Raw genomic sequence first — 8,867 nt, 5'->3', positions numbered from 1 at the left:
GTATCAAAATGAACTGCTGAAAATATTGGGGCAACCCTATGAATCATTTTATTCCTGAAAGTGGTGCGGAATGTCGGTTTAATACATTAAATGAATATTTTTATAAATGTTATTTCTTTAGTATCTTCCGCCTGAATAATGAAAATTATCAACATATCGATAATATATACAACATAAAATATCAGTGGTGATAAAACACAGTTAAAAAACCGATCAGAATCTAAAAAAATAGTACCTTTAAGCTACTTTATTCATAAAAATCCAATAACTGTATTATTCTAACATTTTATTAGAGTCTAATCAAAAAACAGATGACTCAGAAAATTTTCTCTCAACATCCAGAATAATACATTATTTACAGAATGTAACAGGAGCCAACATCACCCTAACTGACAGGTATCCCATAACCGTTGAATCACTCACAATAAGCACGGCGGGAATAACAAATAAAAAAGCGTTTCATATGAAACGCTTTAGATAAAATTACTGAACCTAATTGACTGTTCCATTCCCAGTAGGGACAGTTGCAGACAGGCGATCGATGCGGCCACAATATCGACACAGGATACCCATAATTAGACCGCTTTCATCATCAGAACCGCCAGTTAAAGCCTGCGTGAACGCTGTTATCCTGATGGCTGCTGGATAGCAACCCGCTGTAACCCAGGGTCAATGACACGTTATCACTGGCTGTCATCTCCGCGTTAGCCTTCAGCACCATGCCATCGCGAGAAACCGGAACACTGCGGGTCACAAAACTGGTGTCGCTGCCGCGAAACGCCAGGCTAGTAGCCCGTTCACGATCACCATACTGATGCTGCCAGCCTAATTCACCCTGTAGAGCAACCGAAGTTCCTCCCATTGCCTGCCAACTGTGGTTCGCACGTAGTCCCAGCGTGGAGAGCTTGGCCTCGGTGTGCTGTTTATCACCGTGGAGCGCCGCTGCCGCACCATTCTCGTTAATGCCATCATTACGGAAGCCGACATAGGCGAGATTCACGAATGGCTCAAAGTTAACCGATCCGGCGGGCAGATTGTACGCAGTTTCTGCGAACAACTGTGCCGTGCGGCCACTGTATTTAGCACTCTGACTATCGAACTGGCTGCCGTAGCTAACGGAACGATGGGTGTCAATGCGATGCCAAGTGTATCCACCGCCGGCACGCAATGCCAGATCACCGAACTGACGGTCACCGTAGAGGGCAAGGTGGTAGTTATTGCTGTCAGCATTGGAGTCGTAGCCACCATCGAGAGAGGTACGGGTGTAGCCGGTCGCGATACCCAGGCGACTGTAAGCATCAGTAGGCGCATCAAATCCGAGCAGTACGCCGTAAGTGGAAGCCTGATAACCCGTACTGTTATTCGTACCCGAGGCGTGATTCCATGCACCGAGCAGACGTGCCCATGCGCCGTTATCATCTTCGCGGATATCGGACGATGAAGCACGGCCTTCGGCCTGGCTTAGACGAGTATTCAGAGTATCACGCAGATAACGGCTGTCATTGACCAGCGAGGAGGCAATATCAGCATGGATCTGCCCATCAAGCCGACTAAAGGCCTGACGAGCTTGATCCGCAGAAGTAAAGCTCAGGATACTCTCGTAAACCGGATTACCAACACTGAGTGTATCCGCTGCTGCGGCCACAGCGCGCTCGTTTGGCGTTTTAGCCACATCCGCAAAGGCGGTATTATTACGCCCGACATGGAGCGTGACCTCAGCAGGTTGATACGACAGGCTGGTACCAAGGAAGAAGTAGTTCGGTGCGACCTGATCAAAACGGCCGTTGATGCCCTGTTTTGCGCTGAGGATACGGTACTGTTGACCAATTAAACTGCGTACCTCATTGCGGGAAAGAAGATTAGCGCTGTTTTCGAGGGAAACGGAAACGTCACCGCCGCGAAGCTGTGCACTGCCAGCCGCCTGAATATGATCACTGCGTCCGTCAGCAGCGATTTCAACGGCGTAATGAGAACCTGCTTCAAAAGCAACGTCGCGGGAAACGCTGAGAGTGCCGACAGAGTTACCCGGTGCAACCGTACCACCGCGTTGCACACTGAGTGCGCCAAGGGTGCCATTACCACCGAGAACGCCGCTCTCCAGTACTGAGACTGAGGAAGTCAGTTCACCGCTGATACCTAATAGCCCCTGTCTGACCAACGTTGGCCCTGAATAGGTATTCTGACCGGTAAGAATAAGCGCTCCGCTCCCCTGCTTGGTGAGTCCACCGTGACCGCTGATATCATTGCTCCAGGTATCCTGCGCACACTGCTGGCTATCGCAGATACGCTCGGTCGGTTTGCCCTTATCAAGTACAGATCCGATACCGGAAATATCCGCAATAAACTGGCTATTGCCATAGGCCACACCGTCAGGATCAGGGATACGGAGAGCCTGTGGAATGTCTTCTTCGGTATAGAACATACCGGGGCCGTGTATCGCTTTGCCTAGATTAATCATCCCCCAGCCGTAAAGCGCATCAATACCCGGTTCACCCATGTCGGTGGCAGTAGTGCGAAGCACGGACGCGATCTGCTCACCCGTCATGTACGGGAAACGTTCCATCAACACGGCAATACTACCGGCAGCATGAGGAGCGGCCATAGAAGTCCCGTTGTAGTTAGCGTAGCCTGTCGTCAGATTATCTATGCCAGTTCCACTGATGATTGCGCTGTAGATCTGACTGCCGGGCGCGCTAACACATAAACTGGCGGTATAGCCGCATCGAGAGGAGAAATCGCTGATGGAATAAGGCACACTGTTAGTGCTCTTAAGATCCTGCTGCAAGCTGGCAACCGTCAGCCAGTTCGGTGCGATCTCCGGGACAAACCAAGCCAAACCAGACATGGCATCCGGATTATTTAGATTGCCATCGTTACCGGCAGCAAAAATCGTCACAATCCCCCTACGGGCGGCATCAATTGCGCCCTGATACGCACCACCCGGTTTTGTCCCTAGAATCAATTTAATTTCATCAAACTGCTTCTGGGCGTCTGCTACAGTAAAGTGCGGATAGGCTGGGTTATACCCTCCCACTGCAAATTTTTTGGTAATTCCAATCGCCCAGCTATTGTTAATAATACGGGCGCCACTCTCTATCAGCGCATTCCAGCCGGCCTGATACACGCCACCATCATTACCTAATACGATACCGTCTTCAGGGCCAGGATCGCCATTGTCGGCACTGATGATTTGTGCATTATAGGCCACGCCATGCATCTTCTCGCCATCCCGGATACCGGCCGCGGTACCGCCAACGTGAGTGCCGTGCGCCCCCAGCTTACCGGATGAACCTATGGTCGGTGTGCCATCGTAATCAAATTTATCCCCTTTTTTCACTTTAATATAGGGATCGGTATATTCACGGATCCCCGAGGTAACAAGGGTGATCACCTTATCCGGGCTCATAAATTCAGGGTGCTTGGCATAAACCGGCTGATCGAATATTCCTAGTTTGATCCCCTTACCGGTGTAGCCGCGGGCATAAGCTTCCTCTGCGTGAATCGCGCCAAGCCCCCAGTCAGCACGGAATTCACTGGTGCGCCAGCTGGCAGGATTATTTAACTGACCAGGATCATTATAACTCCCCGCAAATGCACTGGCGCTGACAGCAGCCAGACAGCAGGCCACGGCGCGGCAAAGGACACGTGGCTGGGTTTTGACTGGCAAACGCCCAGCAACCGGAGTCTGCTGGAATATTCTGTATCGCTTATTCATCTCAGTTACCATCCATTGTTAATTTGCAAAAATATCATTTATGAGCAATGTGCAAGACAGCCGCCAGCGACCGGTTTTTTCACAGGAAAAACGGTTGACCACGGACAATACCGCGGAGTTTTATCTAATATTTTCTGGCTAAGTGCAGGCCGTAACCTGTGTTAACGTTGACGGGTTAACGCCATCGCGGGGATCGTTTCCTGAAAGCAGGAGCAGGCTAAAACGGTAAAAAGGAATATGGATTATGATCAAAACCGCGACATTGACTGCCTTGAATACATTTCATCAGCACTGCCGATGATGCTTAATAACATGCCACAATCTGTTATCCATTTTTATACATATATTTTAACTTACCATTAACAAATAGTAGTCTTATGTCACCTTTTCTGTAGGAAAGTTGTTCTTGGTGATTGGGGTGATGCGAGAGAGTATCTCCCCCATTTGATTCAACTGACCAAACAGCAGAGAAGAGGGGCGTGTCATGATGTGGAGCCATAGTTGCAACGCAATGCCAGTGCAGTGTTACTGCTGGCTTTTAATTACAAGTATGGCCTGTGTGCGGGTATGACGCTTACAACGTGGAAGCACGCCCGCCATTCTGACGGGCTTATCACTACGGTTAAAGGGCGGGGATGCCTACTTCAAGGAAACAAACAATTAGGAACAGCAACTGAATTTATTCGTTCTTCAATGGAGCCTGTCTTTTAAGTCGTTTATTCATCCGATTTTTAGCCAAATTTCTTCCCCCGGATTGCAGATCGTCTATTTTATCTTCCGATAAATGATCCTCTTTGTTGAGTACAGGCCGCAATGCCCCTTCAAGTTTAATCACCGAGCTGTAGGTAAACATCATAGCAATTGGAATATCGGCATTTAATTTTTGCTTTAGTCTTTCATTGATTTGAACTATATCGAGTGATGTTGCCCCTAAATCGAAGAATCTGGCACGCTCATCAATTTCGGATAAACCCAATTGATGTTTCAATACCTCTAAGATTGTTTGTTTTACTGATGTCTTAGCCTCTAAAATTGCCTTCTCTGCGGGGCCGCTTTTAACCCGTACTTTTGAACGTTCGCTTTCCTGCAATCGCTTGTTTATAGGCAACACGGACACCGCCATTCTTTCAGGGTAATAAGCTATTGCCTGAAGAAATAGCGCCTGACCCTCTTGATTGGTCAAACCTATAGTTTCGTTGCTATCTTGAATATTCTTAGCGGCCATCCCAACTTCTAACCATCGATCCCAAGCGATTGAATGAATTCTAAAAGGAGATTCCTGATTATCTGTAAGCGCATCCAGATAGGCATTCGCCGCCACATAAGCCGATTGTCCTGACGCTCCGTGATATGACAGTAAAGAAGAGCAAAACAGCATAGAACGGAGATCCTTATCGCTAAAATAAGAGATGAGATTGTCTGCCCCTGTGACTTTCGCTGCCATGATCTCACGGTGAAGAGCGAGATCGGGTTGCATGATTAATGCTCCGGCATCAGAACCTGCGGAATGAATCACCATGCTAAACTTCCCTAATTCGCTCTCAATAGCGGTGAGCAACACATGAAGGGCTGTTTTACAGGAAACATCAACTTGATGGATGTGAACCTCACCCCCAAGTTGTTCTATCCTCTCAATGCTCGCGATCTTGCTAGCCGTTTCCACTTTTGTCGGGTCATTTTTAATGGCTTCCCATTTGGATCTGTCAGGGAACTCAGAGCGAGAGGCTAAAATCAGGCGTGCTTTATATTGGTCGGCCAAAGATTCTGCCATCTTTAAACCTATTCCACCTAACCCGCCGCTAATGAATACCAAGCCACCCACATTTAATTCATGGCATTTATTAACATGAACTAATTGATGGGCTGGTAATGGTTTAAATTCCGGTATCCACAACTGACCGTGCCGTATTGCAGCCTGACGGTATTTATCTGAACTTGCAATTGTCCGTATTAGTGCCTTCAATTTGTTATTGTCAGCCAAATCCTGCATAGCGAAATCTATCTGCATCGCTTGATGTTTTTGGTATTCAAGCGGAATAGACCATACCAAGCCTTTTAATAATGAAATGGCGGGTAAAGCTTGTTCATATCCCAATACATTTTCAATTTCGGGTGTAAAGAGAATAAACCGCATGGATTGCAAAGGTATCGAAGATAATAGAGTTCTAAGGCTATCCACCCATTGCAAATAATGTTCAATAGGATCGGTGCTGAATTCTCTTTGATCTGGAATAAGCACGAAAGTGCATTCAGCCGTCACCTTGAGTGAGGCTAATTTATCTAATTCATCAATAAAAAACACGTCGCTATCAGGCCATAATACTTTAGCTAATGTACGACGATTAGGTTCGGCCGTTCGAGGACAAAGTAAGAAAACGCTTTGGCTTTGCTTAACTTCTTCCGTTTGAAAATTAACTTCACGTTGCCAGCCCGGCAGATAGGTAGAGCTTTGGTCAGGATCGACAGAATGACGTTTTTTATTCGGGCCTGAAATAAGCCTGTCTCTTATCTTACTGTATTCTGTCTGTGAGAATTGATATACAGGCAAATGAATAAGGTTGCCTTTTTGCTGATTGATATTTTGCCAATATATTTCATTGCTGGCGCAGCCTATTTTTGCCAGTTGACCGTAAAAATATTCTTGGTCATCTTCTGGCAACTTAGGGTGCCTAAGTGCGTTAACGACGAGAGGTTTATTTTCGTTTTTACTTTGAAAGTATTTTTGAGTGAAACTGGATAAGGTGTTTCCAGGGCCGACCTCAATAAAAATGAGATCATTAGACTCAGACAGTGTTTCTAAGCACCCTAAGAAATCCACCTTCTGCCGTTGATGCGACAGCCAGTAATCGGGCTGCATAATCTCTTCTTCACTATGCCAAGTCCCTGTTAAGTTCGAAAGGACGGGGATGTAGGGTTTACTGAAGTTGATTGTACTTAATGTCTCAGCGTATTCCGTTTGGATCTCATCAATCGTCCTGGAATGGAAAGCATGCGATGTCTTTAATCTTCGGCAAATAATCCCCGCGTTTTGCAGCAGCGACTCCAGTCTTTCAATATCTGCGAGAGCGCCTGATACCACGATGGATTCTCTTCCATTGATTGCCGCGACTTCAAGTGTGTCATCTAAGTAATCTTGCAGTTTCTCCATTCCCAATGGCACGCTGAGCATCGTTCCCGGTGACATTCTTTGCATTAACCTTGCTCGCTGGCTGACCAAATGCAGAGCATCATCTAATGAAAATACGCCAGATACAGTTGCTGCGACATACTCACCCAAACTATGTCCGAGTAAGGCATAAGGTTTAAAACCTTTACTCTCAAGCAGTCTTGTTGTTGCATACTCAACAACGAATATCGCAAGCTGAGTGATTTCGGAAGAGGCGTCATTTTGTTCCGAAGCGCCGATAAAAAAGTCAGTTAACTCTTTTTGTTGGTCTTCTGGTAACAAATGCAGGCACTGATGGATGCTATCTTTAAATGTTTTTTCATGCTGATACAGACCATAAGCCATACCCTGATATTGTGTGCCCTGCCCCGGATATAAGAAAATGATTTTCTTGCCGGTGTATTCCACTTTTCCGCGGATAAAGTCAGATTCACAATAGGATCCCTGACTTTCTGAACAAATTAATACTGACCTGTGGCTAAAGTATTCCCTGCCATTTTGCAGGGTATAAGCGATATCAGACAATGTGTCTTTTTTATCTGCCAGCCTATCAAGCAGCGCTTTTTCCATCATCGCCAAGCTTGATTCATTTTTTGCCGATAGAGGTAAGAGCGTCAGACGTTCCGCGGGTTCCGATCCTGAAGGCTGAAATAATGATTCTTCCAGCACGATATGGGCATTAGTCCCCCCAATACCAAAAGAACTCACTCCCGCTCTTCTAATTGATTGACTCACCCATTCCTGGCTATTTTGATTGATATAAAAGGGGGATGACTCAAGCTTTATCTGAGGATTAGGGTTGGTAAAATACTGATTTGCACACAGCATTTTATTTTTCAACATTAAAGCCGTTTTTATTAAACCTGCCATACCCGCTGCGCTATCTAAATGCCCGACAATAGATTTTACTGAACCTATGGCAATGCTTTTCGCTGGACAGCCAGGAAATGCCTTCTTTAACGCTGAAATTTCAATCGGATCACCTAGCTTAGTTGCCGTGCCATGCGCCTCAATATATGAAATCGACTCCGGGTCAATCTTGGACATTTTAATTGCACTGCTAATGACATCGGCCTGTCCTTCAATACTCGGGGCGGTATAACCGACTTTTCTCGCACCATCATTGTTTATCGCAGTACCTTTAATCAAAGCCAGTATGGGGCGCTTATCTGCAAGAGCCTGTTTCAACGGTTGCAGAACAACCGCACCAATCCCCTCCCCGCCCACAGTGCCGTTAGCCTTTTCATCAAATGGCCGGCAAACGCCTTCTGGCGACGTGATCATGCCATCCTGATATAAATACCCCTGTTGATTTGGTGTTACCAGTGCCGCAGCCGCAACCAAAACCATTTGACATTCACCGAGTAACAAGGCGCGGGCCGCCATATGTATGGCGGTTAATGAAGAAGAACACGCAGTTTGTAATGAAACCGCTGGCCCGGTTAAGCCTAACTTGTAGGCTAAACGCGTTGCTGCAAAATCTTTCTCAACTAAATTAAATGCCGAAAACAGACTGGCGCCATCTTGTTCGCATTCCTCATAAGCGGCCATCTGCCATTGCAACTGGGCACTCGCGGTTAAATAACAACCCACTTTACCGGCGTAAACCGCAGGAACCAAGCCGGCAGAACCTAATGCTTCAAAGCCACATTCGTGCAATTTACGTATCTGAGGCTCAAGAAACTCAGCTTCTCGTTTGTTGTAATTAAAAAAATCCGCGTCGAATGCCATGGGTTTATCGATCACCCCCTTGGCATTGACATAGTTATTGCTGGAATAATCCTTCTTGGGAACCCCATTTTTTGCAAGAATTTCGTCGGAAAACCGGGTGATACAATCATTGCCCTCGAGACAGTTTTTCCAAAAGCTTTCAATCGTTGGGCTATTTGGAAACCGGCATGAAACACCAACAATGGCTATTTCAAGACCTGTCAGATCCTGATGTGACTTATTATTCAGATTTTCTCGTTGACTCATGATTTGTTA

At 46.4% G+C, this 8,867-nt stretch carries 3 protein-coding genes; 1 reads left to right on the top strand and 2 read right to left on the bottom strand.

Going from position 1 to position 8,867, the window contains the following annotated elements:
* Positions 1–592: 592 nt before the first annotated feature.
* Positions 593–3,715: an autotransporter outer membrane beta-barrel domain-containing protein gene (locus tag NXS07_RS07870; protein ID WP_258086502.1), complete on the bottom strand. Its 3,123-nt coding sequence runs from the start codon at positions 3,713–3,715 to the stop codon at positions 593–595.
* A gap of 501 nt (positions 3,716–4,216) precedes the next feature.
* On the opposite strand from NXS07_RS07870, the gene NXS07_RS07865 reads away from it, so the two are divergent.
* Complete coding sequence (locus tag NXS07_RS07865; RefSeq protein WP_258086501.1) at positions 4,217–4,426, top strand: hypothetical protein; 210 nt, start codon at positions 4,217–4,219, stop codon at positions 4,424–4,426.
* Here NXS07_RS07865 and NXS07_RS07860 read toward each other — a convergent pair.
* Positions 4,395–8,858 (bottom strand): type I polyketide synthase, encoded by a 4,464-nt coding sequence (locus tag NXS07_RS07860; RefSeq protein ID WP_258086500.1) that lies wholly within the window; start codon positions 8,856–8,858, stop codon positions 4,395–4,397. The genes NXS07_RS07865 and NXS07_RS07860 overlap by 32 nt on opposite strands.
* Positions 8,859–8,867: the final 9 nt, after the last annotated feature.

The sequence above is a fragment of the Xenorhabdus bovienii genome (genome assembly GCF_024721015.1).
GTDB classification, from domain to species: Bacteria; Pseudomonadota; Gammaproteobacteria; order Enterobacterales; family Enterobacteriaceae; genus Xenorhabdus; species Xenorhabdus bovienii.
This window is presented reverse-complemented; position numbering and strand designations above follow the sequence as displayed.